Below are 26,182 nucleotides of genomic sequence, written 5' to 3' on the forward strand. Positions count from 1 at the left end.
AAAACATGGATTGAAGATTTCGTTGATGAAGATACTGGTGAAGTGGTTTCTATCGAACGTAACGAAGTTATTATTGATCGTGAAACCGTCCTGGACGAGGAGCATATTGATGAAATTCTAGAATCGGGTGTTCAGAATATTCTTTTACATAAGGATGAGCCGAACCAATCTGATTTTTCTATCATATATAATACTTTGCAGAAGGACCCGAGTAACTCGGAAAAAGAAGCTGTATTGTACATTTATCGTCAGTTACGTAATGCTGACCCGGCTGATGATGCAAGTGCTCGTGAAGTTATCAATAACTTGTTCTTCTCTGAAAAGCGATATGACCTTGGTGATGTAGGTCGTTATAGAATCAATAAGAAGTTGAATTTGACGACAGATATGGATGTGCGCGTCCTCACTAAGGAAGATATTATTGAAATTATCAAATATCTGATTGAGTTGATTAACTCAAAAGCAGATGTGGATGATATTGACCACTTAAGTAACCGTCGTGTACGTACAGTAGGTGAACAGCTATCTAATCAGTTTGCTGTAGGGCTGGCTCGTATGTCTCGTACGATTCGTGAGCGTATGAATGTTCGTGATAATGAAGTGTTTACTCCGATTGATTTGATTAATGCGAAGACTATTTCTTCTGTAATCAACTCTTTCTTCGGAACAAATGCATTGTCTCAGTTCATGGACCAGACAAACCCGTTGGCTGAAATTACTCATAAACGTCGTATGTCTGCATTAGGCCCTGGTGGCTTGTCTCGTGAGCGTGCCGGCTTTGAGGTCCGTGACGTTCACTATACACACTATGGTCGTCTTTGTCCGATTGAGACTCCTGAAGGTCCGAATATTGGTTTGATTTCTTCATTATGTGTGTTCGCAAAGATTAATGATCTGGGATTCATTGAAACTCCGTACCGTAAGGTAGATAATGGAAGGGTGGATCTTTCTGATAATGGTTTGATATATCTGACTGCTGAAGAAGAAGAGGATAAAGTTATTGCGCAGGGTAATGCCCCGTTGAATGATGACGGAACATTTATACGTAATAAAGTTAAATCTCGTCAGGATGCAGATTTTCCGGTTGTGGAACCGTTGGAGGTTGATTTGATGGATGTTTCTCCTCAGCAAATAGCATCAATTGCGGCTTCTTTAATTCCGTTCCTTGAACATGATGATGCTAACCGTGCATTGATGGGATCAAACATGATGCGTCAGGCTGTTCCTTTGTTGAGAAGTGAAGCTCCAATTGTGGGTACAGGTATTGAACGCCAGTTAGTAAGAGATTCTCGTACGCAGATAACTGCTGAAGGAGATGGTATTATTGATTTCGTTGATGCTACTACTATTCGTATTTTGTATGATCGTACAGAAGATGAAGAGTTTGTAAGTTTTGAACCTGCTTTGAAAGAATATAGAATTCCGAAGTTCCGTAAGACTAACCAGAACATGACGATTGATTTGCGTCCGATTTGTACCAAAGGTCAGCGTGTAAAGAAAGGTGATATTTTAACGGAAGGTTATTCCACTGAAAATGGTGAGTTAGCTTTGGGTAAGAACCTCTTGGTAGCTTATATGCCTTGGAAAGGATATAACTATGAGGATGCTATTGTGTTGAACGAGCGCGTGGTACGTGAAGATTTATTGACTTCTGTTCACGTTGAAGAATATTCTTTGGAAGTTCGTGAGACAAAACGTGGAATGGAGGAATTGACTTCTGATATTCCTAATGTTAGCGAAGAGGCAACTAAAGATCTTGATGAAAATGGTATCGTTAGAATTGGTGCTCGTATCGAACCAGGTGATATCATGATCGGTAAGATTACTCCGAAAGGAGAATCTGATCCATCACCGGAAGAGAAATTGCTTCGTGCAATCTTTGGTGATAAAGCTGGTGATGTGAAAGATGCTTCTTTGAAAGCTTCTCCTTCTTTGAAAGGTGTAGTAATTGATAAGAAATTATTCTCACGCGTAATTAAGAATCGTAGTTCGAAATTGGCTGATAAAGCATTATTGCCTAAGATTGATGATGAGTTCGAATCTAAAGTTGCTGACTTGAAACGTATTTTGGTTAAGAAGTTAATGACTCTGACTGAAAGTAAAGTTTCTCAGGGGGTGAAAGATTATCTGGGTGCAGAAGTAATAGCCAAAGGTGCTAAGTTTAGTGCTTCTGATTTTGATTCTCTTGATTTCACTTCTATTCAGTTGAGTAATTGGACCAATGATGATCATACTAATAGCATGATTCGCGATTTGGTGATGAACTTCATCAAGAAATATAAAGAATTGGATGCTGAGTTGAAGCGTAAGAAGTTTGCTATCACTATTGGTGACGAGCTTCCTGCAGGTATCATTCAGATGGCCAAAGTATATATTGCTAAGAAACGTAAGATCGGTGTAGGTGATAAGATGGCTGGTCGCCACGGTAATAAAGGTATTGTATCACGCGTTGTACGTCAGGAAGATATGCCATTCTTGGCAGATGGTACTCCGGTTGATATCGTATTGAATCCGTTGGGTGTGCCTTCACGTATGAACATTGGACAGATTTTTGAGGCTGTATTGGGACGTGCTGGAAAAACATTAGGTGTTAAGTTTGCAACTCCTATTTTTGACGGTGCTACTATAGATGATTTGAATGAGTGGACAGACAAAGCAGGATTACCTCGCTATTGTAAGACTTATCTTTGTGATGGTGGTACTGGTGAACAGTTCGACCAGCCGGCAACTGTCGGTGTGACTTATATGTTGAAATTGGGTCACATGGTTGAAGATAAGATGCATGCTCGTTCTATCGGTCCGTATTCATTGATAACTCAGCAACCTCTTGGTGGTAAGGCTCAATTTGGTGGTCAGCGTTTCGGAGAAATGGAAGTTTGGGCACTCGAAGGTTTCGGTGCTGCTCATATCTTGCAGGAAATCTTGACAATTAAGTCTGATGACGTTGTAGGACGTTCAAAGGCTTATGAAGCAATTGTGAAGGGAGAACCGATGCCACAGCCGGGTATTCCAGAATCTCTGAACGTATTGTTGCATGAGTTGAGAGGTTTAGGTTTGAGTATCAACCTAGAATAAATAATAGAAGATTGCAGATGCCAATATGCCGCTGATGGCGTGTTGGCATTTGCTCGCTCTTCATTTTCCAAAGATTCAATTATCAAAATCTCAATTATATAGAGTATGGCTTTTAGAAAAGAAAATAAGACAAAAAGTAATTTCTCGAAGATCTCAATAGGTCTGGCTTCTCCGGAAGAAATCCTAGAGAATTCGAGTGGTGAAGTTTTGAAGCCTGAAACCATTAATTACCGTACGTACAAACCTGAACGTGACGGGTTGTTCTGCGAGCGTATCTTCGGTCCTATCAAGGATTATGAATGTCATTGCGGTAAGTACAAACGTATCCGTTATAAAGGTATCGTCTGCGACCGTTGTGGTGTGGAAGTTACAGAGAAGAAAGTACGTCGTGAACGTATGGGACATATACAGTTGGTAGTGCCTGTTGCACACATCTGGTACTTCCGTTCACTTCCGAATAAAATCGGTTATTTGCTTGGATTGCCGACAAAGAAGTTGGATTCTATTATATATTACGAACGTTATGTTGTCATTCAGCCGGGTGTAAAAGCAGAAGATGGTATAGCTGAATATGATTTGCTTTCTGAAGAAGAATATCTGGATATTCTGGATACTCTTCCAAAAGATAATCAATATCTTGAGGATAACGATCCGAATAAGTTTATCGCTAAGATGGGAGCTGAAGCTATCTATGATTTGCTGGCTCATTTGGATTTGGATGCTTTGTCTTACGAACTTCGTCATCGTGCAAGTAACGATGCTTCACAGCAACGTAAGAATGAAGCTTTGAAACGTCTTCAAGTAGTAGAATCTTTCCGTTCTTCACGCGGACGTAATAAACCGGAATGGATGATTGTACGTATTGTACCGGTTATTCCTCCAGAACTTCGTCCGTTGGTACCGTTGGATGGTGGCCGTTTCGCTACATCTGACTTGAATGACCTTTACCGTCGTGTAATTATTCGTAATAATCGTTTGAAACGTTTAATTGAAATTAAGGCTCCAGAAGTCATTTTGCGTAATGAAAAACGTATGCTTCAGGAATCTGTAGATTCATTATTCGATAATTCACGTAAATCAAGTGCTGTTAAGACAGATGCTAATCGCCCTTTGAAGTCTTTGTCTGATAGTTTGAAAGGTAAGCAAGGACGCTTCCGTCAGAACTTGTTAGGTAAACGTGTCGATTATTCTGCACGTTCGGTTATCGTTGTTGGGCCGGAATTAAGAATGGGTGAATGCGGTATTCCGAAATTAATGGCAGCTGAGTTGTACAAGCCGTTTATTATTCGTAAATTGATCGAACGCGGTATTGTGAAGACAGTTAAGTCTGCAAAGAAAATTGTAGATCGTAAAGAGCCAGTGATTTGGGATATCCTTGAACACGTAATGAAGGGCCATCCTGTATTACTGAACCGTGCTCCGACATTGCACCGTTTGGGTATCCAGGCATTCCAACCAAAAATGATTGAGGGTAAGGCTATTCAATTACACCCGTTGGCATGTACGGCATTTAATGCTGACTTCGATGGTGACCAGATGGCTGTTCACTTGCCTTTGAGTAATGAAGCTGTTCTTGAAGCTCAGATGTTGATGCTTCAATCACATAATATTTTGAACCCGGCAAACGGTGCACCTATTACTGTGCCAGCACAGGATATGGTTCTTGGTTTGTATTACATTACCAAGTTACGTGCCGGTGCAAAAGGTGAAGGTTTGACATTCTATGGACCGGAAGAAGCGCTGATCGCATATAATGAAGGTAGAGTAGATATTCATGCTCCTGTGAAAGTTATTGTGAAAGATCTTGATGAAAGTGGTAATATTATAGATGTAATGCGTGAGACTTCAATAGGACGTGTCATTGTGAATGAGATTGTTCCGCCTGAAGCTGGATATATCAATGAGATCATTTCTAAGAAATCATTGCGCGATATTATTAGTAATGTAATTAAGGTCTGTGGTGTTGCCAAAGCTGCTGATTTCTTGGATGGAATTAAGAACTTAGGTTACCAGATGGCCTTCAAGGGTGGTTTGTCATTCAACTTGGGTGATATCATTATTCCAAAAGAGAAAGAGGCATTAGTACAGAAGGGCTATGATGAAGTTGAACAGGTTGTAAATAACTACAACATGGGTTTCATTACCAATAATGAACGTTATAATCAGGTTATTGATATCTGGACGCATGTGAATTCAGAGTTGTCTAATATCTTGATGAAGACTATCTCTTCTGATGATCAAGGTTTTAATTCTGTATATATGATGCTTGATTCAGGCGCTCGTGGTTCTAAAGAACAGATTCGTCAGTTGTCAGGTATGCGTGGTTTGATGGCTAAACCGCAAAAAGCTGGTGCTGAAGGTGGTCAGATCATTGAAAACCCTATCTTGTCAAACTTTAAAGAAGGATTGTCTGTGTTGGAGTACTTTATCTCTACTCACGGTGCTCGTAAAGGTTTGGCTGATACAGCGCTGAAGACTGCTGATGCGGGATATTTGACTCGTCGTTTGGTAGATGTATCTCACGATGTGATTATTACAGAAGAAGACTGCGGTACTCTTCGCGGATTGGTTTGTACAGATTTGAAGAATAACGATGAAGTTATTGCTACTTTGTTCGAACGTATTCTGGGTCGTGTTTCCGTACATGATATAATTCATCCTACTACAGGTGAACTTCTTGTTGCTGGTGGTGAGGAAATTACAGAAGAAATAGCTAAGAAGATTCAGGATTCTCCAATTGAAAGTGTCGAAATCCGTTCGGTATTAACTTGTGAAGCTAAGAAGGGGGTTTGTGCTAAATGTTACGGACGTAACTTGGCTACGAGCCAAATGGTTCAGAAGGGTGAAGCTGTGGGGGTTATCGCTGCTCAATCTATTGGTGAGCCGGGTACACAGCTGACATTGCGTACATTCCATGCTGGTGGTACGGCTGCGAATATTGCAGCAAATGCTAGTATTGTTGCTAAGAACAATGCTCGTTTGGAGTTTGAAGAACTTCGTACAGTAGATATTGTAGATGAAATGGGCGAATCTGCAAAAGTAGTAGTTGGCCGTTTGGCTGAAGTACGTTTCGTAGATGTAAATACGGGTATTGTCCTTTCTACGCACAATGTGCCTTATGGTTCAACATTATATGTATCTGATGGTGATTTGGTAGAAAAGGGTAAATTGATTGCTAAGTGGGACCCGTTCAATGCTGTTATTATCACTGAGGCTACTGGTAAGATAGAGTTCGAAGGTGTTATTGAGAACGTAACTTATAAGATCGAATCGGATGAAGCAACCGGTCTTCGCGAGATTATTATTATTGAATCTAAAGATAAGACAAAGGTGCCTTCAGCTCATATTTTGACTGAAGATGGTGATTTGATCCGTACTTATAACTTACCGGTAGGTGGTCACGTTATTGTTGAGAATGGACAAAAAGTAAAAGCTGGTGAAGTTATCGTGAAGATTCCGCGTGCTGTTGGTAAGGCGGGTGATATCACAGGTGGTCTTCCGCGTGTTACTGAGTTGTTCGAGGCTCGTAATCCTTCGAATCCCGCCGTTGTTTCTGAAATTGACGGTGAGGTTACTATGGGTAAGATCAAGCGTGGTAATCGTGAAATCGTTGTAACTTCCAAAACCGGTGAGGTGAAAAAGTATCTGGTTGCGTTGTCTAAACAGATACTAGTGCAGGAGAATGATTATGTGCGTGCTGGTACCCCATTGTCTGATGGCGCTATTACTCCGGCAGACATCTTGGCAATTAAAGGTCCTACGGCTGTACAGGAATATATCGTGAATGAAGTTCAAGATGTATATCGTTTGCAGGGTGTGAAGATCAATGATAAGCACTTCGAAATCATTGTTCGCCAGATGATGCGTAAAGTACAGATTGATGAACCGGGTGATACTCGCTTCTTGGAACAACAAGTGGTAGATAAGCTGGAGTTCATGGAAGAAAATGATCGTATTTGGGGTAAGAAAGTGGTAGTAGATGCGGGAGATTCTCAGAATTTGCAACCTGGTCAAATTGTGACTGCTCGTAAATTGCGTGATGAGAATAGTATGTTGAAACGTCGTGACTTACGTCCGGTTGATGTTCGTGACGCCGTTGCTGCTACATCTACTCAAATTCTTCAAGGAATTACTCGTGCTGCATTACAGACTTCAAGTTTCATGTCTGCTGCATCTTTCCAGGAAACTACGAAGGTGTTGAATGAGGCTGCTATCAACGGTAAGATTGATAAACTCGAAGGCATGAAAGAAAATGTAATTTGTGGTCACTTAATTCCGGCAGGTACAGGTCAGCGTGAGTTCGAAAAGATCATTGTTGGATCTAAAGAGGAGTATGACCGTATTTTGGCAAACAAAAAAACGGTGCTTGACTACAATGAAGTAGAATAATACAAATCAATTGATTATATGTAAAAAGGAGTGATTGTCATAATTGGCAGTTACTCCTTTTTTATTTCTTTTTATTCTAATGTGCTATTGTCTCAGGAAATTTGTGTTATTTTGCAGAGAAACTTTTAATCATATTGAATATGGAAGAACAAACTAACGATGGTCAGTTACAGATTGAGCTAAAAGAGGAAGTAGCTCAGGGAACCTACGCTAATTTAGCTATTATTACTCACTCAAGTTCAGAATTTATTCTTGATTTCGTACGTGTAATGCCTGGGATACCGAAAGCGGGTGTTCAGTCTCGTATAATATTAGCACCTGAACATGCGAAACGATTGTTGCGTGCTTTAGAAGATAATATAGCAAAATATGAACATGTGTTTGGCTTGATAAGAACTTCTGATGGAGCACCTTTACCTCCTTTGAATGGTATAAAAGGCGAAGCATGAGGAATATACGAAGTATTAAAAAATAAAAAAAAGATGTAGCGCATTGAAAATTCAAATATTATTCGTATTTTTGCAGCCCAAAATGTACAGTTACGAAATTAATATAACAATAATATAAATCAAAAAACAATTAAAATGCCTACAATTCAGCAATTAGTAAGAAAAGGGCGCGAAGTGCTGGTGGAGAAAAGTAAATCTCCGGCCTTGGATTCATGTCCTCAAAGACGTGGCGTTTGCGTGAGAGTATATACTACTACTCCGAAAAAACCGAACTCTGCAATGCGTAAAGTAGCTCGTGTGCGTTTAACTAACCAAAAAGAAGTAAACTCATACATTCCGGGTGAAGGACACAACTTGCAAGAACACTCTATAGTATTGGTACGTGGTGGTCGTGTGAAAGACCTTCCAGGTGTACGTTATCACATTGTACGTGGTACACTAGATACAGCAGGTGTTGCAGGTCGTACTCAAAGACGTTCTAAGTATGGAGCTAAGCGTCCAAAGCCAGGACAACAGGCTGCAACAGCTAAGAAGAAAAAATAAGGATTAAAACCTAATTAAAATTTAAAGTAATAATTTACGTTTTAGTTTGTTGGAGATGCTAAAGGTTGAGTAAATTCTCCGGTGGGAGGATTGAAGAAGTCAAGAAGTAGACAACCAAGAACAAAAAACATTATTTTTCAAACAAATGAGAAAAGCAAAACCCAAAAAACGCGTTATCCTTCCGGATCCTGTGTTTAATGACCAAAAGGTTTCTAAATTTGTAAACCATTTGATGTATGATGGTAAGAAGAATACATCTTATGAAATCTTTTATGCCGCTCTGGAAACAGTGAAAACAAAACTTCCTAATGAGGAAAAATCTGCTCTCGAAATCTGGAAAAAGGCTTTGGATAATGTGACTCCACAAGTGGAAGTAAAATCTCGTCGTGTAGGTGGTGCTACTTTCCAAGTTCCTACTGAAATTCGCCCGGATCGTAAAGAATCAATTTCTATGAAGAATTTGATTCTGTATGCTCGTAAAAGAGGTGGTAAATCTATGGCTGATAAATTAGCTGCTGAAATCATGGATGCATTTAATGAACAAGGCGGTGCTTTCAAACGTAAAGAAGATATGCACAGAATGGCTGAAGCTAATCGTGCGTTTGCTCATTTCAGATTCTAATACTGTAAGAAACATAAATTATAAACTTAAAGTAAAAGAATTAGGAAATGGCTAAAAATGATTTACATTTGACTCGTAATATCGGTATCATGGCGCATATCGATGCTGGTAAGACTACAACTTCTGAACGTATTCTGTTCTATACTGGATTGACTCACAAAATTGGTGAAGTTCATGATGGTGCAGCTACAATGGACTGGATGGAGCAGGAACAAGAACGTGGTATTACTATTACATCTGCTGCTACAACAACTAGATGGAAATATGCAGGTGATACTTATAAAATCAACTTGATTGATACTCCGGGACACGTGGATTTTACCGCTGAGGTAGAACGTTCATTGCGTATTCTTGATGGAGCTGTTGCTGCTTACTGTGCAGTTGGTGGTGTTGAACCACAATCTGAAACTGTGTGGCGTCAAGCTGATAAATATAATGTACCCCGTATCGCATACGTTAATAAAATGGACCGTTCTGGCGCAGACTTTTTTGAGGTTGTACGTCAGATGAAGGATGTTTTGGGTGCTAATCCTTGTCCTATTGTTATTCCTATTGGTGCTGAAGAAACTTTCAAAGGTTTAGTTGATTTGATTAAGATGAAAGCTATCTATTGGCATGATGAAACGATGGGAGCTGATTATACAGTGGAAGAAATTCCTGCTGATCTTATTGATGAAGCAAACGAATGGAGAGATAAAATGCTTGAAAAGGTTGCTGAATTTGACGATGCTTTGATGGAAAAATATTTCGATGATCCTTCTACTATTACAGAAGAAGAAGTGTTGAGAGCTCTCCGCAATGCAACAGTTCAGATGGCGGTTGTACCAATGTTGTGTGGCTCTTCATTTAAGAATAAGGGTGTTCAGACATTGCTGGACTATGTTTGTGCTTTCTTGCCTTCTCCATTGGATGCTGAGAATGTAATTGGTACAAATCCGAATACAGGCGCAGAGGAAGATCGTAAACCGAGTGATGATGAGAAAACATCAGCTTTGGCATTTAAGATTGCTACTGACCCTTATGTAGGCCGTTTGACTTTCTTCCGTGTATATTCAGGTAAGATTGAAGCTGGTTCTTATATCTATAATTCCCGCTCTGGTAAGAAAGAACGTGTTTCTCGTCTGTTCCAGATGCATTCGAACAAGCAGAATCCGGTTGAAGTAATCGGTGCTGGTGATATTGGTGCTGGTGTAGGTTTTAAAGATATTCATACAGGTGATACACTTTGTGATGAAACTGCTCCGATTGTATTAGAGTCTATGGACTTCCCAGAGCCGGTAATCGGTATTGCAGTTGAGCCTAAAACTCAGAAAGACATGGATAAATTGTCTAACGGTTTGGCTAAGCTGGCTGAAGAAGATCCGACATTTACAGTTAAGACTGATGAGCAAACAGGACAGACTGTAATTTCTGGTATGGGTGAGTTGCACTTGGATATCATTATTGACCGTTTGAAACGTGAATTTAAAGTAGAATGTAACCAAGGTAAACCCCAGGTTAATTATAAAGAAGCTATCACTAAGACAGTTGATCTTCGTGAAGTTTATAAGAAACAATCTGGTGGTCGTGGTAAGTTTGCTGATATCATTGTTAAGATCGGTCCTGTTGATGAGGATTTCAAAGAAGGCGGATTGCAGTTTATCGATGAAGTGAAGGGTGGTAATATTCCTAAAGAATTTATTCCTTCAGTTCAGAAAGGTTTCACAAGCGCAATGAAGAACGGTGTGTTGGCTGGATATCCGTTGGATTCAATGAAAGTAACTTTGATCGATGGTTCATTCCATCCGGTTGACTCTGATCAACTGTCTTTCGAAATCTGTGCTATTCAGGCATATAAGAATGCATGTGCTAAAGCAGGTCCAGTATTGATGGAACCTATTATGAAACTGGAGGTTGTAACTCCAGAAGAAAATATGGGTGATGTAATCGGTGACTTGAATAAACGTCGTGGTCAGGTTGAGGGAATGGAATCAAGCCGTTCTGGTGCTCGTATTGTAAAAGCAATGGTTCCATTGGCAGAAATGTTTGGTTATGTAACAGCGTTGCGTACCATAACTTCAGGCCGTGCAACTTCTTCAATGACTTATTCTCATCACGCTCAGGTTTCTTCTTCTATTGCTAAGGCTGTATTGGAGGAAGTAAAAGGACGTGCTGATTTACTCTAAAATATCTAAGGCAGCAGGCTAGCGAATGACTCTTAGTCTGCCGCTTTATCTTATTTGTAACTATCTTAATTAAAAAATATAATGAGTCAGAAAATTAGAATTAAATTGAAATCTTACGACCACAATTTGGTTGATAAATCAGCTGAGAAGATTGTAAGAACTGTAAAGGCTACAGGTGCTATTGTTAGTGGTCCAATCCCTCTACCTACGCATAAACGTATCTTTACTGTAAACCGTTCGACTTTCGTTAATAAGAAGTCTCGTGAACAGTTTGAGCTCTCTTCTTATAAGAGATTGATCGACATTTATAGTTCAACAGCTAAAACTGTAGACGCTCTAATGAAGTTGGAATTACCAAGTGGTGTAGAAGTAGAAATTAAAGTTTGATAATTAAAAATTAGTGAAATGCCAGGATTATTAGGAAAAAAAATCGGAATGACGTCCGTTTTCAGTGCCGATGGTAAGAACGTACCATGCACTGTTATCGAAGCAGGTCCTTGTGTTGTTACTCAGGTTAAAACTGTAGAAAAAGATGGTTATGCAGCTGTTCAGTTGGGTTTCCAAGACAAAAAGGAAAAACATACAACTAAACCGTTGATGGGTCACTTTAAAAGAGCTGGAGTAACGCCAAAGAGACACTTGGCTGAGTTCAAAGAATTTGAAACAGAGTTAAATCTGGGTGATACCATTACCGTAGAGATGTTCAATGACGCTAGTTTTGTGGATGTTGTTGGTACTTCTAAGGGTAAAGGTTTTCAGGGTGTAGTAAAAAGACATGGTTTTGGTGGTGTAGGTCAGGCTACTCATGGTCAGCATAACCGCGCTCGTAAACCGGGTTCTATTGGTGCTTGTTCTTACCCTGCAAAAGTATTCAAAGGAATGCGCATGGGTGGACAGCTTGGTGGCGACAGAGTCACTGTACAAAACTTACAGGTATTAAAAGTAATCGCGGATCATAACCTTCTTTTGATTAAAGGTTCTATCCCGGGTTGCAAAGGTTCAATCGTTTTAATTGAGAAATAATGGAAGTTAACGTATATAACATTAAAGGTGAAGACACTGGGAGAAAGGTTACGTTAAACGAATCTATCTTCGGAATTGAGCCCAACGACCACGCTATCTATTTGGACGTAAAACAATTTATGGCTAATCAGCGTCAGGGTACTCATAAGTCAAAAGAAAGAAGCGAAATCAGTGGTTCGACTCGTAAAATTGGTCGTCAAAAAGGTGGCGGTGGAGCACGTCGTGGTGATATGAATTCACCGGTACTTGTAGGAGGTGCTCGTGTTTTCGGTCCAAAACCAAGAGATTACTTCTTCAAACTGAATAAAAAAGTTAAGACATTGGCTCGTAAGTCAGCTTTGTCTTATAAAGCTCAAAACAATGCAATTGTTGTCGTAGAAGACTTTACTTTTGAAGCTCCTAAGACAAAAGATTTCGTTGCAATGACAAAAAATCTTAAAGTTTCCGATAAAAAGCTACTTGTGATTTTACCGGAAGCAAATAAAAACGTATATTTGTCAGCTCGTAACATTGAGGGTGCTAACGTGCAGACTATCTCAGGATTAAATACTTACAGAGTATTAAATGCTGGGGTTGTTGTGCTTACAGAAAACTCTTTGCAGGCTATTGACAATATCTTAATTTAAAAAGGAGGCTTAAATAATGGGAATTATTATTAAACCGTTGGTAACAGAGAAAATGACTGCAATCACTGATAAGCTGAATCGCTTCGGCTTTGTTGTGCGTCCTGAAGCTAACAAACTGGAAATTAAGAAGGAAGTTGAAGCTCTTTATAATGTTACTGTAGTTGATGTGAATACCGTGAGGTATGCTGGCAAAAATAAGAGCCGTTATACCAAAGCAGGTATCATCAATGGTCGTACGAATGCTTTCAAAAAAGCAATCGTGACATTGAAAGAAGGAGATACTATTGATTTTTATAGCAATATTTAATAAAAATGGCAGTACGTAAATTTAAGCCCACTACACCGGGGCAAAGACATAAAATTATTGGTACTTTCGAAGAAATTACTGCATCAGTACCAGAAAAGTCACTTGTATATGGTAAAAAATCATCTGGTGGTCGTAACAACGAAGGTAAGATGACTATGCGCTACATTGGTGGCGGTCATAGAAAGGTGATTAGAATTGTCGATTTCAAGAGAAATAAAGACGGTGTTCCAGCAGTAGTTAAGACAATTGAATATGATCCGAATCGTTCGGCTCGTATTGCTTTGTTGTTTTATGCTGATGGAGAAAAAAGATATATTATTGCTCCCAATGGATTGCAAGTTGGTGCGACTTTGATGTCAGGTGAAAACGCGGCGCCAGAGATTGGTAATGCTCTTCCTCTTCAGAACATACCGGTGGGTACTGTAATTCACAATATTGAATTACGCCCGGGACAGGGCGCAGCCCTGGTTAGATCAGCTGGTAATTTTGCTCAGTTGACTTCTCGCGAGGGTAAATATTGTGTAATTAAATTGCCTTCAGGTGAAGTGAGACAGATTCTTAGCACATGTAAAGCTACTATCGGTAGTGTTGGTAACTCGGATCATGGATTGGAAAGTTCAGGTAAAGCTGGACGTTCTCGTTGGCAAGGACGTCGCCCTCGTAACCGTGGTGTTGTAATGAACCCGGTTGATCACCCAATGGGGGGTGGTGAAGGACGTGCTTCCGGAGGTCATCCAAGATCTCGTAAGGGATTGTATGCTAAGGGACTTAAGACTAGAGCTCCTAAGAAACAATCGTCTAAGTACATTATTGAGAGAAGAAAAAAGTAATCTGATTAATTGAGTAAACTATGAGTCGTTCATTAAAAAAAGGTCCATATATTAACGTAAAGCTTGAAAAGAGAATTCTTGCCATGAATGAATCGGGCAAGAAAGTCGTAGTAAAGACTTGGGCCAGAGCTTCAATGATTTCGCCTGATTTTGTAGGCCATACAGTTGCAGTTCACAATGGAAATAAATTTATTCCTGTTTATGTTACCGAAAATATGGTAGGGCACAAGTTGGGCGAATTTGCTCCAACTCGTACATTCAGAGGACACGCTGGTAACAAAAAAAGATAACAGGATTATTTGAAATAATAAAGTAATAAATATAATGGGAGCAAGAAAAAAAATATCGGCTGAAAAAAGAAAAGAAGCCCTTAAGACCATGTATTTTGCTAAATTGCAAAATGTTCCTACTTCTCCGCGTAAGATGCGTCTGGTTGCAGATATGATTCGCGGTATGGAAGTGAACAGAGCACTTGGTGTTTTGAAGTTTTCTTCAAAAGAAGCTGCTGCAAGAGTAGAAAAATTGCTTCGCTCTGCAATTGCTAACTGGGAGCAGAAAAACGAACGTAAAGCAGAAAGTGGAGAATTATATGTAACTAAGATTTTTGTTGATGGTGGTGCAACTCTGAAAAGAATGAGACCGGCACCGCAGGGCAGAGGTTACAGAATTCGTAAACGTTCAAATCATGTAACATTGTTCGTTGGTTCTAAAAGTAATAACGAAGATCAAAATTAAGGTAGATGGGACAAAAAGTTAATCCAATAAGCAACCGTTTAGGAATTATCAGAGGATGGGATTCTAATTGGTATGGTGGAAATGATTACGGAGATTCTTTGCTGGAAGATAGCAAAATCCGTAAATATCTTAATGCAAGACTTGCAAAGGCAAGTGTATCAAGAATCGTAATTGAACGTACGCTGAAGCTCGTTACTATTACTGTTTGTACTGCTCGTCCGGGTATTATTATCGGTAAAGGTGGCCAAGAAGTTGATAAGTTAAAAGAGGAGTTGAAGAAGGTTACCGACAAAGATATTCAGATTAATATCTTTGAAGTGAAGAGACCTGAACTTGATGCTGTGATTGTTGCTAATAACATCGCTCGTCAGGTTGAAGGTAAAATTGCCTATCGCCGTGCCATTAAAATGGCTATCGCAAATACAATGCGTATGGGTGCTGAAGGTATCAAAATTCAGATTTCAGGACGTTTGAATGGAGCTGAAATGGCTCGTTCTGAAATGTATAAAGAAGGAAGAACTCCGTTACACACTTTCAGAGCTGATATCGACTACTGTCATGCAGAAGCATTGACTAAAGTGGGTCTTTTAGGTATCAAAGTTTGGATTTGTAGAGGTGAAGTATTTGGTAAGAAAGAATTAGCTCCGAACTTTACACAAAGCAAAGAAAGTGGTCGTGGAAACAATGGTGGAAACAACGGCGGAAAGAACTTCAAAAGAAAGAAAAATAATCGCTAAACGAATTTGAATTTTAGGAAACTATGTTACAACCGAAAAAGACAAAATTCAGAAGACAACAGAAAGGTCGTCAGAAAGGCAATGCCCAAAGAGGTAACCAACTGGCCTTCGGTTCTTTTGGCATAAAGGCTTTGGAGACTAAGTGGATTACAGGCCGTCAGATCGAAGCTGCTCGTATTGCAGTAACAAGATATATGCAACGTCAAGGACAGATCTGGATCCGTATATTTCCGGATAAACCGATCACTAGAAAACCTGCTGATGTACGTATGGGTAAAGGTAAAGGTGCTCCGGAGGGATTTGTGGCTCCTGTGACTCCAGGTAGAATCATTATTGAGGCTGAAGGAGTATCTTACGAAATCGCGAAAGAAGCATTGCGCTTAGCTGCTCAGAAGCTTCCTATTACAACGAAGTTTGTCGTAAGACGTGATTATGATATTCAAAATCAAAATGCGTAATGTTTATGAAAATTGCAGAAATTAAAGAAATGTCTACTAGTGATTTGGTAGAGAGAGTAGAGGCAGAAACAACTAATTATAACCAAATGGTTATTAATCATTCTATTTCTCCTTTGGAAAATCCTGCTCAAATTAAACAATTACGCAGGACTATTGCGCGTATGAAAACTGAGTTACGCCAGAGAGAACTTAACAATAAATGATCAGCTTGATGGAAGCAAGAAATTTAAGAAAAGAAAGAACAGGGGTTGTATTGAGCAATAAGATGGAGAAAACTATCACAGTTGCTTCTAAATTTAAAGAAAAACACCCTATATATGGTAAGTTCGTTAGTAAGACGAAGAAGTACCATGCTCATGATGAAAAGAATGAATGCAATATCGGTGATACTGTACGCATTATGGAGACTCGTCCTTTGAGCAAGACTAAAAGATGGAGATTAGTAGAAATAATTGAAAGAGCTAAGTAATTATGATACAAGTAGAATCCAGACTTACAGTATGTGATAACAGTGGAGCTAAAGAGGCTTTGTGTATCCGCGTTTTGGGTGGAACAGGTCGTCGTTATGCTTCAGTGGGGGATGTCATTGTAGTTTCAGTAAAGAGTGTTATCCCTTCTAGTGATGTTAAAAAAGGTGCAGTATCAAAGGCTTTGATTGTACGTACAAAGAAAGAAATCCGTCGTCCTGATGGTTCTTATATACGTTTTGATGATAATGCTTGCGTGTTGCTGAATAATGCAGGTGAAATTAGAGGTAGTCGTATTTTCGGTCCTGTAGCAAGAGAACTTCGTGCTACAAACATGAAAGTTGTTTCACTTGCGCCTGAAGTACTTTAATTTGTAAAAGATTTGAGTAATGAGTAAATTACATATTAAAAAAGGCGATACAGTTTACGTAAATGCTGGTGAAGATAAGGGCAAAACTGGTCGTGTATTGAAGGTTCTTGTTAGTAAAGGTCGTGCAATCGTTGAAGGTATCAATATGGTATCTAAGAGCACAAAACCAAGTGCTAAGAATCCGCAAGGTGGTATCGTGAAGCAGGAAGCTTCTATCCACATTTCAAACTTGAACCCGGTTGATCCAAAAACTGGTAAAGCAACGCGTATTGGGAGAAAAGTAAGTTCTTTGGATGGAAAAAGAACTGTAGTGCGTTATTCTAAAAAATCAGGAGAGGAGATTAAGTAATGAGTAATACTGCTAGTCTTAAGAAAGAATATGCAGAGCGTATAGCACCTGCATTGAAATCACAGTTCCAGTATTCTTCTTCAATGCAGATACCCGTACTTAAGAAGATTGTCATCAATCAAGGTTTAGGTATGGCTGTTGCTGATAAGAAGATTATTGAAGTAGCAATCAATGAAATGACGGCTATTACAGGTCAAAAGGCTGTAGCTACCATTTCCCGTAAAGATATCGCAAACTTTAAATTGCGTAAGAAAATGCCTATTGGTGTGATGGTAACTTTACGTCGTGAAAGAATGTACGAATTCTTAGAAAAATTGGTTCGTGTAGCTCTTCCTCGTATACGTGACTTCAAAGGTATCGAAAGTAAGTTTGATGGTAAAGGTAACTATACCCTTGGTATTCAGGAACAAATCATTTTTCCTGAAATAAATATCGATAGTATTACAAGAATTCTCGGAATGAATATTACCTTTGTAACTTCTGCGCAAACAGATGAAGAAGGTTATGCATTGCTGAAGGAATTCGGTTTACCTTTTAAAAACGCTAAAAAAGATTAATATATGGCAAAGGAATCAATGAAAGCACGTGAAGTTAAGCGTGCTAAATTAGTAGCCAGATACGCCGAAAAAAGAGCTGCTTTGAAGCAAATTGTAAGAACAGGTGATCCTGCTGACGCTTATGAAGCTGCACAGAAATTGCAGGAGTTGCCAAAGAATTCTAATCCAATTCGTATGCACAATCGTTGCAAACTGACTGGTCGTCCAAAAGGTTATATCCGTCAGTTCGGAATTTCAAGAATTCAGTTCCGTGAGATGGCATCTAACGGACTGATTCCAGGCGTAAAAAAAGCAAGCTGGTAATTGTTGTTTAAATATTGTCAGGGAAGTCCTGATTAATTTAATTTATTTTTTATATGACTGATCCAATAGCAGATTATTTGACGAGGTTACGGAACGCAATTGGTGCAAAGCACAGAGTTGTTGAAGTTCCTGCTTCGAATTTGAAAAAAGAAATCACTAAGATTCTTTTTGAGAAAGGCTACATTCTTAATTATAAGTTTGTAGAAGATGGTCCTCAAGGTACTATAAAAGTTGCCTTGAAATATGATTCTGTTAACAAAGTTAATGCAATCAAAAAATTAGAAAGAATATCTTCTCCGGGTATGCGTAAGTATACTGGTTATAAAGATATGCCGCGTGTTATTAATGGGTTGGGTATTGCTATAATATCTACTTCCAAAGGTGTAATGACTAACAAAGAAGCTGCTGATCTTAAGATCGGTGGTGAAGTTTTGTGTTATGTATATTAATTAGGAGGAATTAGCAATGTCAAGAATAGGAAAATTACCCATTAGTATTCCTGCTGGAGTGACAGTCACTCTAAAGGATGATGTGGTTACCGTAAAGGGACCGAAAGGCGAAATGAGCCAATATGTGAATCCTGCAATCAATGTTGCCATTGAAGACGGACACGTTATTTTAACAGAAAATGAAAAAGAAATGGTTGATAACCCAAAGCAGAAACATGCTTTCCACGGTTTATATCGTTCTTTGATTCATAACATGGTTGTTGGTGTATCAGAAGGATATAAAAAAGAACTGGAACTTGTTGGTGTTGGTTATCGTGCTTCTAATCAAGGTAACATTATTGAACTGGCTTTAGGTTATACACACAATATTTTCATTCAATTGCCTGCTGAGGTGAAGGTTGAAACTAAGTCTGAAAGAAATAAGAACCCTCTTATTATATTAGAATCGTGTGACAAACAGTTGCTTGGTCAAGTTTGCTCTAAAATACGTTCTTTTCGTAAACCTGAACCATATAAAGGTAAAGGTATTAAGTTTGTTGGCGAAATTATTCGCAGAAAGTCTGGTAAATCAGCCGGTGCTAAATAATTCATATAAAATTAGAACATTATGACAACAAAAATAGAAAGACGAGTTAAGATCAAATATAGAGTACGCAATAAGATTTCAGGTACTACTGAATGTCCGCGTATGAGTGTATTTAGAAGTAACAAGCAAATTTACGTCCAGATTATCGATGATCTTTCTGGTAAGACGTTAGCTGCTGCTTCTTCTTTGGGTATGACTGAAAAAGTTGCAAAGAAAGAACAAGCTGCTAAAGTTGGTGAAATGATTGCTAAAAAGGCTCAGGAAGCAGGTATTACAACTGTTGTTTTCGACCGTAATGGTTACTTATATCATGGGAGAGTAAAAGAAGTAGCTGATGCTGCTCGTAACGGTGGACTTAAATTTTAATCATTATGGCAGGAGTTAATAATAGAGTTAAGATTACTAACGATATAGAACTGAAAGATAGATTGGTTGCTATTAATCGTGTTACTAAGGTTACCAAAGGTGGTAGAACTTTTAGTTTCTCTGCAATCGTTGTTGTAGGTAACGAAGAAGGAATTATCGGTTGGGGACTTGGTAAAGCAGGTGAAGTAACAGCTGCTATCGCTAAAGGTGTTGAATCAGCTAAGAAGAATCTGGTTAGAGTACCTGTATTGAAAGGTACAGTTCCTCACGAACAATCAGCTAGATTTGGTGGTGCTGAAGTATTTATCAAACCTGCATCTCACGGAACTGGTGTTGTAGCTGGTGGTGCAATGCGTGCTGTATTGGAAAGTGTTGGTATTACTGATGTTTTAGCAAAATCTAAAGGTTCTTCAAATCCGCACAACCTTGTTAAAGCTACAATTGAAGCTTTGAGTGAAATGCGTGATGCAAGAATGATAGCTCAGAACAGAGGTATTAGTGTTGAAAAAGTATTTAGAGGATAAGGAGGGGATATGTCAACTATAAAGATTAAACAAGTTAAAAGTAGAATTGGTGTTCCGGCTGATCAAAAAAGAACTCTCGATGCACTAGGACTTCGCAAATTGAACCGTGTGGTTGAACACGAATGCACTCCTTCAATTCTTGGAATGGTAGATAAAGTAAAACACTTGGTTGCCATTATTAAGTAATTATTTGTTGAATAAAAAAAACGAATTACAATATGAACTTAAGTAATTTAAAACCTGCTGAGGGATCTACTAAGACAAGAAAGAGAATAGGACGTGGTACCGGTTCTGGTCTAGGTGGTACTTCTACAAGAGGTCATAAAGGAGCTAAATCAAGATCTGGATACTCTAAGAAGATTGGTTTTGAAGGTGGTCAGATGCCTCTTCAACGTCGGGTACCTAAATTTGGTTTTAAGAATATTAATCGTGTAGAATATAAAGCTATCAACTTGGATACTATTCAGACGCTTGTTGAAGCTAAGAACTTGGTAAAAGTTGGTTTAAGTGACTTTATTGAAGCAGGATTTATCTCTTCAAATCAGTTGGTAAAAGTATTAGGTAACGGAACTTTGACTAATAAGCTTGAAGTAGAAGCTCATGCATTCTCTAAGACTGCAATTGCTGCTATCGAAGCTGCTGGTGGAAGTGTAGTAAAACTCTGATTCAATGAGAAAAGCTATTGAAACATTAAAGAATATATGGAAGATTGAGGATCTGAGACAGCGGATCCTCATCACCATATTGTTTGTGGCAATTTATCGTTTTGGTTCTTATGTAGTATTGCCAGGTATTAGTCCGGCTATGCTGACAAAATTGCACGAACAAACAAGTGAAGGGCTTTTGGCCTTGTTAAATATGTTTTCTGGAGGAGCATTCTCTAATGCATCTATTTTTGCATTGGGAATTATGCCTTATATCTCTGCATCTATCGTAATTCAGTTGTTAGGAATTGCTGTACCGTATTTCCAAAAACTGCAACGTGAAGGTGAGAGCGGCAGAAGAAAGATGAATCAATATACTCGTTATTTGACGATTGCTATATTGTTAGTTCAGGCTCCTTCTTATTTGCTCAATCTTAGGGCGCAGACTGGCACTTCCTTGAATGCTTCATTAGATTGGACTCTGTTTATGTTTACCTCTACCGTTATTTTGGCAGCAGGTAGTATGTTTATTTTGTGGCTTGGTGAAAGAATTACTGATAAAGGTATTGGTAATGGTATTTCATTTATCATCTTGATTGGTATTATTGCTCGTTTCCCGGATGCTTTAATTCAGGAAGTTGTTTCTAGAGTTACGAATAAGAGCGGTGGTCTGGTCATGTTTATAATTGAGATCGTATTCCTGTTATTAGTGATTGGTGCTGCTATTCTCTTGGTGCAAGGTACTAGAAAAATTCCTGTACAGTATGCAAAAAGAATTGTAGGTAATAAGCAATATGGCGGTGCAAGACAGTATATTCCTTTGAAGGTGAATGCTGCTGGTGTAATGCCGATCATTTTTGCTCAGGCAATAATGTTTATTCCAATCGCTTTTATCGGTTATTCCAATGGTAATAATGCTGCAGGTGGTTTCTTGCATGCGTTTACTGATCATACAAGTTTCTGGTATAATTTCGTTTTTGCGGTAATGATTATATTATTTACATATTTTTATACTGCAATTACAATTAATCCGACTCAGATGGCGGAGGATATGAAGAGAAATAATGGTTTTATTCCGGGGATCAAGCCAGGAAAGCAAACAGCAGAGTATATTGATGATATTATGTCTCATATTACTTTGCCCGGTTCTTTCTTCTTGGCATTGGTTGCTATTATGCCTGCTTTTGCTGGTGTATTTGGAGTACAGGCCGGATTTGCTCAGTTCTTCGGTGGTACATCTTTGTTAATTCTTGTAGGTGTTGTTCTTGATACATTGCAACAAGTAGAAAGTCATTTGTTGATGAGACATTATGACGGTTTGCTGAAGTCTGGTCGTATTAAGGGACGTGCTGGTGTGGCGGCATATTAATTTTTTGATTGGAAATGATATTTCTTAAAACAGAAGATGAAATAGAATTGCTCCGTCAGAGTAACTTACTTGTTGGTAAGACATTAGCTGAAGTTGCCAAATTAGTGAAACCTGGTGTTACTACACGTGAGTTGGATAAAGTTGCTGAAGAGTTTATCAGAGATAATGGAGCAACTCCAACTTTTAAAGGATTTCCGAATCAATATGGTGAACCATTTCCCGCTTCAATTTGTACTTCTGTAAATGAGCAAGTAGTACATGGAATTCCCAGTGATATCATTTTAAAAGAGGGTGATATTGTTTCTGTGGATTGCGGAACTTACATGAATGGTTTTTGTGGTGATTCTGCTTATACTTTTTGTGTAGGAGAGGTGGACGAAGAAATTCGTAATTTATTGAAGGTAACTAAAGAAGCGTTATATATTGGCATCCAGAATGCAGTGCAAGGCAAAAGAATCGGAGACATCGGATATGCTATTCAGCAATATTGTGAATCTCATTCTTATGGCGTAGTGCGTGAGTTTGTTGGTCATGGTATTGGCAAAGAAATGCACGAAGATCCTCAGGTTCCTAATTATGGTAAAAGGGGATATGGCACTTTGATGAAGAGAGGTCTTTGCATTGCGATTGAGCCAATGATAACACTGGGAGACAGACAAGTGATTATGGAACGTGACGGATGGACTGTGAGAACCAGAGATCGAAAGTGCGCAGCGCATTTTGAACATACGGTAGCCGTTGGATCTGGTGAGGCAGATATTTTGTCTTCGTTCAAATTCATTGAAGAAGTTTTAGGAGATAAAGTAATATAGTATGGCAAAGCAATCTGCAATAGAACAAGATGGAGTTATAGTTGAAGCATTGTCAAATGCAATGTTTCGTGTTGAATTAGAAAACGGACATGAGATTACTGCGCATATTTCAGGTAAGATGAGGATGCATTACATCAAAATCCTACCTGGTGATAAAGTGAGAGTCGAAATGTCTCCTTACGACTTATCGAAAGGAAGAATTGTGTTTAGATATAAATAAAATAAGATATGAAAGTAAGAGCATCATTAAAGAAACGCACGCCAGAATGTAAGATCGTTAGACGTAATGGCCGTTTGTATGTTATTAACAAGAAAAATCCTAAGTATAAACAACGTCAAGGATAATTTATTATTTTTGCAAAAAAAATAATTTAGTATATGGCTATAAGAATAGTTGGTGTAGATTTACCTCAGAATAAAAGAGGTGAAGTTGCGTTGACCTATATATATGGAATAGGTCGCAGTAGTTCAGCAAAAATTTTAGATAAAGCTGGTGTAGACAAAGATCTGAAAGTTAAAGACTGGACAGATGATCAAGCTGCTAAGATTCGTGAGATTATCGGTGCAGAGTTTAAAGTAGAAGGAGATCTTCGTTCTGAAATCCAATTGAATATTAAGCGATTAATGGATATTGGTTGCTATCGTGGTGTACGTCATCGTATTGGTCTGCCGGTTAGAGGTCAGAGCACTAAGAATAATGCACGTACTCGTAAAGGTAGAAAGAAAACCGTTGCTAATAAGAAAAAAGCTACTAAATAATAATTGTTGATATGGCAAAAAAGACAGTTGCAGCTAAGAAGAGAAATGTGAAAGTAGATGCTAATGGACAGTTACATGTTCATTCATCTTTCAACAATATTATTGTTTCTCTTGCGAACAGTGAAGGGCAGATTATCTCTTGGTCATCTGCGGGAAAGATGGGATTTAGAGGTTCTAAAAAGAATACTCCTTATGCAGCTCAGATGGCTGCCCAGGATTGTGCTAAAATAGCATTTGATCTTGGCCTAAGAAAGGTAAAAGCGTATGTGAAGGGTCCAGGTAACGGACGCGAGTCTGCTATTAGAACTATCCATGGAGCTGGTATCGAAGTTACTGAAATTATTGATGTAACTCCGCTTCCGCACAATGGTTGTCGTCCTCCAAAAAGACGTAGAGTTTAATTTACCTTTAACTTAAAATGATCTTGATTTTGTTTTTGGATTGCAATAATTTCTTCTCTGCAATCGCGGCTGCAACAAATTGAGTTCATGAATAAACAATTAAATATTTAAAAGAAATGGCTAGATATACTGGACCAAAATCAAGAATCGCCCGTAAATTCGGTGAAGGAATCTTTGGAGCTGATAAAGTTTTATCAAAGAAGAACTATCCTCCCGGACAACATGGAAATTCTAGAAAAAGAAAAACTTCTGAATATGGTGTGCAACTTCGTGAAAAGCAAAAAGCAAAATACACCTATGGAGTTTTAGAAAAACAATTCCGTAATTTGTTTGAAAAGGCAGCAACAGCTAAAGGTATTACCGGTGAGGTATTGCTTCAGTTGTTGGAAGGTCGTCTTGACAACGTAGTATTCCGTTTGGGTATTGCTCCTACACGTGCTGCTGCTCGTCAATTGGTTAGTCACAAGCATATTACAGTAGACGGTGAAGTGGTAAATATCCCTTCATATGCAGTAAAACCAGGACAATTGATTGGTGTTCGTGAAAGATCTAAATCTTTGGAAGTTATTGCTAATTCTCTCGCAGGTTTCAATCATAGTAAATATGCTTGGTTGGAGTGGGACGAAACTTCAAAGGTTGGTAAGTTGTTACATATACCTGAAAGAGCAGACATTCCTGAGAACATTAAAGAACATTTGATCGTTGAATTGTATTCTAAATAAATAATTAATTTCATGGCGATATTAGCATTTCAAAAACCTGATAAAGTATTAATGTTGGAGGCGGACTCTAGATTCGGTAAATTCGAATTTCGTCCGTTGGAACCGGGTTTTGGTATTACTGTCGGTAATGCATTACGCCGTATCCTTCTCTCTTCATTAGAGGGTTTTGCTATCACTACTATCAGAATCGATGGTGTGGAGCATGAATTTTCTAGTGTACCGGGAGTAAAAGAGGATGTTACCAACATTATCTTGAATCTGAAGCAAGTAAGATTTAAGCAAGTAGTTGAAGAGTTCGAGAGCGAAAAAGTGAGTATCACTGTCGAGAATTCCAGTGAATTTAAAGCAGGTGACATAGGTAAGTATTTGACTGGATTTGAAGTGTTAAATCCGGAATTAGTTATTTGTCATTTAGATTCTAAATCAACTATGCAGATTGATATTACAATTAACAAAGGTCGTGGATACGTTCCCGCTGATGAAAATCGCGAATATTGTACGGATGTTAATGTGATTCCAATCGATTCAATTTATACACCGATACGTAATGTCAAGTATGCGGTAGAAAACTATCGTGTTGAACAAAAGACTGACTATGAAAAGTTGGTACTTGAAATTACTACCGACGGTTCTATACACCCGAAGGAAGCGCTGAAAGAGGCTGCAAAAATTCTGATTTATCACTTTATGCTGTTCTCAGATGAGAAGATCACGCTTGAAAGCAATGATTCTGATGGCAATGAAGAGTTTGATGAGGAAGTATTACATATGCGTCAGTTGTTGAAAACTAAACTTGTTGATATGGACTTATCTGTTCGTGCACTCAATTGTTTGAAAGCTGCTGATGTAGAAACTCTTGGTGACTTAGTACAATTCAATAAGACTGACTTGTTGAAGTTTAGAAACTTCGGAAAGAAATCGCTTACCGAGCTGGATGATTTGCTGGAAAGTCTGAATCTGTCGTTTGGAACCGATATTTCTAAATATAAATTAGATAAAGAATAAAAAATGAGACATAATAAAAAATTCAATCATTTAGGTCGTACTGCTTCTCATAGAAGTGCTATGTTATCTAACATGGCTTGTTCTTTGATCAAGCACAAAAGAATCACTACGACTGTTGCAAAGGCAAAAGCTTTGAAGAAGTTTGTTGAGCCTTTGATTACAAGAGCTAAAGACGACACAACAAATTCTCGTCGTGTTGTATTTAGTAATTTACAAGATAAGTTGGTAGTAACTGAATTGTTCAAAGAGGTTTCAGTTAAGATTGCTGATCGCCCAGGTGGTTATACTCGTATTATCAAGACAGGTAATCGTTTAGGGGATAATGCTGAAATGTGCTTCATTGAGTTGGTAGACTACAATGAAAACATGGCTAAAGAGAAAGTTGCGAAGAAAGCTACTCGTACTCGTCGTTCTAAGAAGACTGCTGAAGTTGCGCCTGCTGTTGAAGCTCCTGCAACTGAAGAACCAAAAGCTGAATCAGCAGAATAATTCAACAGTTATTCTTATAGATATAAAAAAGACTACTCATAATTGGGTAGT

36 protein-coding genes are annotated in these 26,182 nt (G+C 38.6%); all 36 read left to right on the top strand.

All coding sequences use genetic code 11. The annotated features are described in order from the left end of the window. The coding region (rpoB, locus tag EJF25_RS23175) for a DNA-directed RNA polymerase subunit beta (protein ID WP_125043035.1) at positions 1–3,075 on the top strand (3,075 nt) is incomplete at its 5' end. 105 nt (positions 3,076–3,180) lie between these two features. Further along, on the top strand, positions 3,181–7,464 hold the full coding sequence (gene rpoC, locus EJF25_RS23180; RefSeq protein WP_125043037.1) for a DNA-directed RNA polymerase subunit beta': 4,284 nt from the start codon (positions 3,181–3,183) through the stop codon (positions 7,462–7,464). 140 nt (positions 7,465–7,604) lie between these two features. Next, positions 7,605–7,913 carry a DUF3467 domain-containing protein gene (locus tag EJF25_RS23185; protein ID WP_125043039.1) on the top strand — a complete coding sequence of 103 codons (309 nt, stop codon included), beginning with the start codon at positions 7,605–7,607 and terminating at the stop codon, positions 7,911–7,913. Between the two features lie 135 nt (positions 7,914–8,048). Then, entirely contained in the window at positions 8,049–8,456 is a 408-nt protein-coding gene (gene rpsL, locus EJF25_RS23190) for a 30S ribosomal protein S12 (protein ID WP_077152987.1), read from the top strand. Between the two features lie 145 nt (positions 8,457–8,601). Continuing rightward, on the top strand, positions 8,602–9,078 hold the full coding sequence (gene rpsG, locus EJF25_RS23195; RefSeq protein ID WP_025075462.1) for a 30S ribosomal protein S7: 477 nt from the start codon (positions 8,602–8,604) through the stop codon (positions 9,076–9,078). Between the two features lie 47 nt (positions 9,079–9,125). After that, positions 9,126–11,243 carry an elongation factor G gene (gene fusA, locus EJF25_RS23200; RefSeq protein ID WP_125043041.1) on the top strand — a complete coding sequence of 706 codons (2,118 nt, stop codon included), beginning with the start codon at positions 9,126–9,128 and terminating at the stop codon, positions 11,241–11,243. An 81-nt stretch (positions 11,244–11,324) separates the two neighbouring features. Continuing rightward, positions 11,325–11,630 carry a 30S ribosomal protein S10 gene (rpsJ, locus tag EJF25_RS23205; RefSeq protein WP_002558075.1) on the top strand — a complete coding sequence of 102 codons (306 nt, stop codon included), beginning with the start codon at positions 11,325–11,327 and terminating at the stop codon, positions 11,628–11,630. An 18-nt stretch (positions 11,631–11,648) separates the two neighbouring features. Continuing rightward, positions 11,649–12,266 (top strand): 50S ribosomal protein L3, encoded by a 618-nt coding sequence (gene rplC / locus EJF25_RS23210; RefSeq protein WP_125043043.1) that lies wholly within the window; start codon positions 11,649–11,651, stop codon positions 12,264–12,266. Continuing rightward, on the top strand, positions 12,266–12,892 hold the full coding sequence (gene rplD, locus EJF25_RS23215) for a 50S ribosomal protein L4 (RefSeq protein WP_125043045.1): 627 nt from the start codon (positions 12,266–12,268) through the stop codon (positions 12,890–12,892). Before rplC ends, rplD begins: the two co-directional genes overlap by 1 nt. Before the next feature lie 16 nt (positions 12,893–12,908). Continuing rightward, positions 12,909–13,199 (top strand): 50S ribosomal protein L23, encoded by a 291-nt coding sequence (rplW, locus tag EJF25_RS23220; protein ID WP_125043048.1) that lies wholly within the window; start codon positions 12,909–12,911, stop codon positions 13,197–13,199. Positions 13,200–13,204: 5 nt separating this feature from the next. Continuing rightward, positions 13,205–14,029, top strand: a complete 825-nt coding sequence (gene rplB / locus EJF25_RS23225; protein ID WP_125043050.1) for a 50S ribosomal protein L2 — start codon at positions 13,205–13,207, stop codon at positions 14,027–14,029. Between the two features lie 20 nt (positions 14,030–14,049). Next, a complete protein-coding gene (gene rpsS, locus EJF25_RS23230; protein ID WP_004296345.1) occupies positions 14,050–14,319 on the top strand; it encodes a 30S ribosomal protein S19 in 270 nt (89 codons plus the stop codon). A 34-nt stretch (positions 14,320–14,353) separates the two neighbouring features. Beyond that, on the top strand, positions 14,354–14,764 hold the full coding sequence (rplV, locus tag EJF25_RS23235) for a 50S ribosomal protein L22 (protein ID WP_025075458.1): 411 nt from the start codon (positions 14,354–14,356) through the stop codon (positions 14,762–14,764). A gap of 5 nt (positions 14,765–14,769) precedes the next feature. Next, a complete protein-coding gene (rpsC, locus tag EJF25_RS23240; RefSeq protein ID WP_008762038.1) occupies positions 14,770–15,501 on the top strand; it encodes a 30S ribosomal protein S3 in 732 nt (243 codons plus the stop codon). Between the two features lie 23 nt (positions 15,502–15,524). Then, on the top strand, positions 15,525–15,959 hold the full coding sequence (gene rplP / locus EJF25_RS23245; protein ID WP_004291234.1) for a 50S ribosomal protein L16: 435 nt from the start codon (positions 15,525–15,527) through the stop codon (positions 15,957–15,959). Positions 15,960–15,964: 5 nt separating this feature from the next. Beyond that, on the top strand, positions 15,965–16,162 hold the full coding sequence (rpmC, locus tag EJF25_RS23250; protein ID WP_025075456.1) for a 50S ribosomal protein L29: 198 nt from the start codon (positions 15,965–15,967) through the stop codon (positions 16,160–16,162). Next, entirely contained in the window at positions 16,159–16,428 is a 270-nt protein-coding gene (rpsQ, locus tag EJF25_RS23255; protein WP_005675432.1) for a 30S ribosomal protein S17, read from the top strand. The genes rpmC and rpsQ overlap by 4 nt, the downstream gene beginning before the upstream one ends. Positions 16,429–16,430: 2 nt before the next feature. Further along, positions 16,431–16,796: a 50S ribosomal protein L14 gene (rplN, locus tag EJF25_RS23260; protein WP_004296340.1), complete on the top strand. Its 366-nt coding sequence runs from the start codon at positions 16,431–16,433 to the stop codon at positions 16,794–16,796. A 19-nt stretch (positions 16,797–16,815) separates the two neighbouring features. Continuing rightward, positions 16,816–17,145 (top strand): 50S ribosomal protein L24, encoded by a 330-nt coding sequence (gene rplX, locus EJF25_RS23265; protein ID WP_025075454.1) that lies wholly within the window; start codon positions 16,816–16,818, stop codon positions 17,143–17,145. Continuing rightward, on the top strand, positions 17,145–17,702 hold the full coding sequence (gene rplE, locus EJF25_RS23270; RefSeq protein ID WP_013546680.1) for a 50S ribosomal protein L5: 558 nt from the start codon (positions 17,145–17,147) through the stop codon (positions 17,700–17,702). The genes rplX and rplE overlap by 1 nt, the downstream gene beginning before the upstream one ends. Positions 17,703–17,705: 3 nt before the next feature. Then, entirely contained in the window at positions 17,706–18,005 is a 300-nt protein-coding gene (gene rpsN / locus EJF25_RS23275; RefSeq protein WP_125043052.1) for a 30S ribosomal protein S14, read from the top strand. 53 nt (positions 18,006–18,058) lie between these two features. Next, positions 18,059–18,454 (top strand): 30S ribosomal protein S8, encoded by a 396-nt coding sequence (gene rpsH, locus EJF25_RS23280; protein WP_125043054.1) that lies wholly within the window; start codon positions 18,059–18,061, stop codon positions 18,452–18,454. 16 nt (positions 18,455–18,470) lie between these two features. Further along, positions 18,471–19,040 (top strand): 50S ribosomal protein L6, encoded by a 570-nt coding sequence (gene rplF / locus EJF25_RS23285; protein ID WP_125043056.1) that lies wholly within the window; start codon positions 18,471–18,473, stop codon positions 19,038–19,040. A 21-nt stretch (positions 19,041–19,061) separates the two neighbouring features. Further along, on the top strand, positions 19,062–19,406 hold the full coding sequence (gene rplR / locus EJF25_RS23290) for a 50S ribosomal protein L18 (protein ID WP_024988108.1): 345 nt from the start codon (positions 19,062–19,064) through the stop codon (positions 19,404–19,406). A 5-nt stretch (positions 19,407–19,411) separates the two neighbouring features. After that, on the top strand, positions 19,412–19,930 hold the full coding sequence (rpsE, locus tag EJF25_RS23295; RefSeq protein WP_025075452.1) for a 30S ribosomal protein S5: 519 nt from the start codon (positions 19,412–19,414) through the stop codon (positions 19,928–19,930). Between the two features lie 9 nt (positions 19,931–19,939). Continuing rightward, positions 19,940–20,116 (top strand): 50S ribosomal protein L30, encoded by a 177-nt coding sequence (gene rpmD / locus EJF25_RS23300; protein ID WP_125043058.1) that lies wholly within the window; start codon positions 19,940–19,942, stop codon positions 20,114–20,116. 32 nt (positions 20,117–20,148) lie between these two features. Continuing rightward, positions 20,149–20,595 carry a 50S ribosomal protein L15 gene (rplO, locus tag EJF25_RS23305; protein WP_125043060.1) on the top strand — a complete coding sequence of 149 codons (447 nt, stop codon included), beginning with the start codon at positions 20,149–20,151 and terminating at the stop codon, positions 20,593–20,595. Positions 20,596–20,599: 4 nt separating this feature from the next. Then, positions 20,600–21,943 carry a preprotein translocase subunit SecY gene (gene secY, locus EJF25_RS23310; protein WP_125043062.1) on the top strand — a complete coding sequence of 448 codons (1,344 nt, stop codon included), beginning with the start codon at positions 20,600–20,602 and terminating at the stop codon, positions 21,941–21,943. Between the two features lie 14 nt (positions 21,944–21,957). Next, entirely contained in the window at positions 21,958–22,755 is a 798-nt protein-coding gene (map, locus tag EJF25_RS23315) for a type I methionyl aminopeptidase (RefSeq protein WP_125043064.1), read from the top strand. A 1-nt stretch (position 22,756) separates the two neighbouring features. Next, entirely contained in the window at positions 22,757–22,975 is a 219-nt protein-coding gene (gene infA, locus EJF25_RS23320) for a translation initiation factor IF-1 (protein ID WP_002558052.1), read from the top strand. Between the two features lie 8 nt (positions 22,976–22,983). Then, on the top strand, positions 22,984–23,100 hold the full coding sequence (gene ykgO / locus EJF25_RS23325) for a type B 50S ribosomal protein L36 (protein ID WP_002558051.1): 117 nt from the start codon (positions 22,984–22,986) through the stop codon (positions 23,098–23,100). Positions 23,101–23,133: 33 nt separating this feature from the next. Then, positions 23,134–23,514 (top strand): 30S ribosomal protein S13, encoded by a 381-nt coding sequence (rpsM, locus tag EJF25_RS23330; protein WP_077152998.1) that lies wholly within the window; start codon positions 23,134–23,136, stop codon positions 23,512–23,514. 11 nt (positions 23,515–23,525) lie between these two features. After that, on the top strand, positions 23,526–23,915 hold the full coding sequence (rpsK, locus tag EJF25_RS23335; RefSeq protein ID WP_004296327.1) for a 30S ribosomal protein S11: 390 nt from the start codon (positions 23,526–23,528) through the stop codon (positions 23,913–23,915). A 116-nt stretch (positions 23,916–24,031) separates the two neighbouring features. Next, positions 24,032–24,637: a 30S ribosomal protein S4 gene (gene rpsD / locus EJF25_RS23340; RefSeq protein ID WP_025075446.1), complete on the top strand. Its 606-nt coding sequence runs from the start codon at positions 24,032–24,034 to the stop codon at positions 24,635–24,637. Positions 24,638–24,649: 12 nt separating this feature from the next. Continuing rightward, positions 24,650–25,642 carry a DNA-directed RNA polymerase subunit alpha gene (locus EJF25_RS23345; protein WP_125043066.1) on the top strand — a complete coding sequence of 331 codons (993 nt, stop codon included), beginning with the start codon at positions 24,650–24,652 and terminating at the stop codon, positions 25,640–25,642. A gap of 3 nt (positions 25,643–25,645) precedes the next feature. Beyond that, complete coding sequence (gene rplQ / locus EJF25_RS23350; RefSeq protein WP_125043068.1) at positions 25,646–26,131, top strand: 50S ribosomal protein L17; 486 nt, start codon at positions 25,646–25,648, stop codon at positions 26,129–26,131. Positions 26,132–26,182 lie beyond the last annotated feature (51 nt).

This window comes from Bacteroides faecalis (genome assembly GCF_003865075.1).
In the GTDB taxonomy this organism is placed as follows: domain Bacteria; phylum Bacteroidota; class Bacteroidia; order Bacteroidales; family Bacteroidaceae; genus Bacteroides; species Bacteroides faecalis.

Excerpts from the sequence above, each read along its gene's own strand:
- rplP (WP_004291234.1), top strand. The coding sequence starts at position 15,525 with ATGTTACAACCGAAAAAGACAAAATTCAGAAGACAACAGAAAGGTCGT.
- rplD (WP_125043045.1), top strand. The coding sequence starts at position 12,266 with ATGGAAGTTAACGTATATAACATTAAAGGTGAAGACACTGGGAGAAAG.
- rpmC (WP_025075456.1), top strand. The coding sequence starts at position 15,965 with ATGAAAATTGCAGAAATTAAAGAAATGTCTACTAGTGATTTGGTAGAG.
- rpsE (WP_025075452.1), top strand. The coding sequence starts at position 19,412 with ATGGCAGGAGTTAATAATAGAGTTAAGATTACTAACGATATAGAACTG.
- rpsQ (WP_005675432.1), top strand. The coding sequence starts at position 16,159 with ATGATCAGCTTGATGGAAGCAAGAAATTTAAGAAAAGAAAGAACAGGG.
- map (WP_125043064.1), top strand. The coding sequence starts at position 21,958 with ATGATATTTCTTAAAACAGAAGATGAAATAGAATTGCTCCGTCAGAGT.
- rpsG (WP_025075462.1), top strand. The coding sequence starts at position 8,602 with ATGAGAAAAGCAAAACCCAAAAAACGCGTTATCCTTCCGGATCCTGTG.
- rplX (WP_025075454.1), top strand. The coding sequence starts at position 16,816 with ATGAGTAAATTACATATTAAAAAAGGCGATACAGTTTACGTAAATGCT.
- rpsC (WP_008762038.1), top strand. The coding sequence starts at position 14,770 with ATGGGACAAAAAGTTAATCCAATAAGCAACCGTTTAGGAATTATCAGA.
- fusA (WP_125043041.1), top strand. The coding sequence starts at position 9,126 with ATGGCTAAAAATGATTTACATTTGACTCGTAATATCGGTATCATGGCG.
- rpsK (WP_004296327.1), top strand. The coding sequence starts at position 23,526 with ATGGCAAAAAAGACAGTTGCAGCTAAGAAGAGAAATGTGAAAGTAGAT.
- rpsS (WP_004296345.1), top strand. The coding sequence starts at position 14,050 with ATGAGTCGTTCATTAAAAAAAGGTCCATATATTAACGTAAAGCTTGAA.
- rpsM (WP_077152998.1), top strand. The coding sequence starts at position 23,134 with ATGGCTATAAGAATAGTTGGTGTAGATTTACCTCAGAATAAAAGAGGT.
- infA (WP_002558052.1), top strand. The coding sequence starts at position 22,757 with ATGGCAAAGCAATCTGCAATAGAACAAGATGGAGTTATAGTTGAAGCA.
- rplV (WP_025075458.1), top strand. The coding sequence starts at position 14,354 with ATGGGAGCAAGAAAAAAAATATCGGCTGAAAAAAGAAAAGAAGCCCTT.
- rplF (WP_125043056.1), top strand. The coding sequence starts at position 18,471 with ATGTCAAGAATAGGAAAATTACCCATTAGTATTCCTGCTGGAGTGACA.
- EJF25_RS23345 (WP_125043066.1), top strand. The coding sequence starts at position 24,650 with ATGGCGATATTAGCATTTCAAAAACCTGATAAAGTATTAATGTTGGAG.
- rplC (WP_125043043.1), top strand. The coding sequence starts at position 11,649 with ATGCCAGGATTATTAGGAAAAAAAATCGGAATGACGTCCGTTTTCAGT.
- rplE (WP_013546680.1), top strand. The coding sequence starts at position 17,145 with ATGAGTAATACTGCTAGTCTTAAGAAAGAATATGCAGAGCGTATAGCA.
- rpsL (WP_077152987.1), top strand. The coding sequence starts at position 8,049 with ATGCCTACAATTCAGCAATTAGTAAGAAAAGGGCGCGAAGTGCTGGTG.
- rpsH (WP_125043054.1), top strand. The coding sequence starts at position 18,059 with ATGACTGATCCAATAGCAGATTATTTGACGAGGTTACGGAACGCAATT.
- rpsD (WP_025075446.1), top strand. The coding sequence starts at position 24,032 with ATGGCTAGATATACTGGACCAAAATCAAGAATCGCCCGTAAATTCGGT.
- secY (WP_125043062.1), top strand. The coding sequence starts at position 20,600 with ATGAGAAAAGCTATTGAAACATTAAAGAATATATGGAAGATTGAGGAT.
- EJF25_RS23185 (WP_125043039.1), top strand. The coding sequence starts at position 7,605 with ATGGAAGAACAAACTAACGATGGTCAGTTACAGATTGAGCTAAAAGAG.
- rplR (WP_024988108.1), top strand. The coding sequence starts at position 19,062 with ATGACAACAAAAATAGAAAGACGAGTTAAGATCAAATATAGAGTACGC.
- rplW (WP_125043048.1), top strand. The coding sequence starts at position 12,909 with ATGGGAATTATTATTAAACCGTTGGTAACAGAGAAAATGACTGCAATC.
- rpsN (WP_125043052.1), top strand. The coding sequence starts at position 17,706 with ATGGCAAAGGAATCAATGAAAGCACGTGAAGTTAAGCGTGCTAAATTA.
- rpmD (WP_125043058.1), top strand. The coding sequence starts at position 19,940 with ATGTCAACTATAAAGATTAAACAAGTTAAAAGTAGAATTGGTGTTCCG.
- rplB (WP_125043050.1), top strand. The coding sequence starts at position 13,205 with ATGGCAGTACGTAAATTTAAGCCCACTACACCGGGGCAAAGACATAAA.
- ykgO (WP_002558051.1), top strand. The coding sequence starts at position 22,984 with ATGAAAGTAAGAGCATCATTAAAGAAACGCACGCCAGAATGTAAGATC.
- rpoC (WP_125043037.1), top strand. The coding sequence starts at position 3,181 with ATGGCTTTTAGAAAAGAAAATAAGACAAAAAGTAATTTCTCGAAGATC.
- rplQ (WP_125043068.1), top strand. The coding sequence starts at position 25,646 with ATGAGACATAATAAAAAATTCAATCATTTAGGTCGTACTGCTTCTCAT.
- rplO (WP_125043060.1), top strand. The coding sequence starts at position 20,149 with ATGAACTTAAGTAATTTAAAACCTGCTGAGGGATCTACTAAGACAAGA.
- rplN (WP_004296340.1), top strand. The coding sequence starts at position 16,431 with ATGATACAAGTAGAATCCAGACTTACAGTATGTGATAACAGTGGAGCT.
- rpsJ (WP_002558075.1), top strand. The coding sequence starts at position 11,325 with ATGAGTCAGAAAATTAGAATTAAATTGAAATCTTACGACCACAATTTG.